The 504-nt window shown below is 70.8% G+C and carries 1 protein-coding gene; it reads right to left on the bottom strand.

Annotated features, from left to right (window positions below):
- On the bottom strand, window positions 1-504 hold a 504-nt coding region (locus I7822_RS30890), incomplete at both ends, for a CaiB/BaiF CoA transferase family protein (RefSeq protein WP_207982569.1).

The following is a 504-nucleotide window of genomic DNA, read 5'->3' as shown; positions in this document are numbered from 1 at the left end:
AGCCTGGAAGGGCACGATCGTCGGATGCGCAGAGCCAAACCGGCATGGCAGTTCGCCGGTCGCAAAGTAGCCGCTCGCCACGTAGGAGAGCCAGGCGAGCTGGCCGTCGAAGAGCGAGACGTCGACGTGCTGGCCGCGTCCGGTCAGCTCCCTGGCGCGCAGCGCGGCGAGCACACCGATCGTGGCCCACATCCCGGCTCCGATGTCGGCCGTCGGCACGCCAGGCCGCACCGGGGCGCCACCCGGCTCGCCGGTGATGCTCATCATGCCGCTCTGCGCCTGGGCGATGGCGTCGTAGCCGGGCCTGGTGGACCACGGCCCGGTCTGCCCGTAGCCGGAGATCGAGGCATAGATCAGGCGCGGGTTCAGCTCGGCGAGATCCTGGTAGCCCAGTCCGAGCCGGGCGGCGGTGCCGGGGCGGAAGTTCTCCACCAGCACGTCGGATCCCTCGGCGAGGCGCTGCACCAGGTCAAGGCCGCGCGGGTGTTTCAGGTCGACCCTGAT

The sequence above is a fragment of the Metabacillus bambusae genome (assembly GCF_017497975.1).
Lineage (GTDB): Bacteria > Bacillota > Bacilli > Bacillales > Bacillaceae > Metabacillus > Metabacillus bambusae.
The sequence above is the reverse complement of the archived record's forward strand: the minus strand, read 5'-3'. Positions and strand labels throughout refer to the sequence as shown.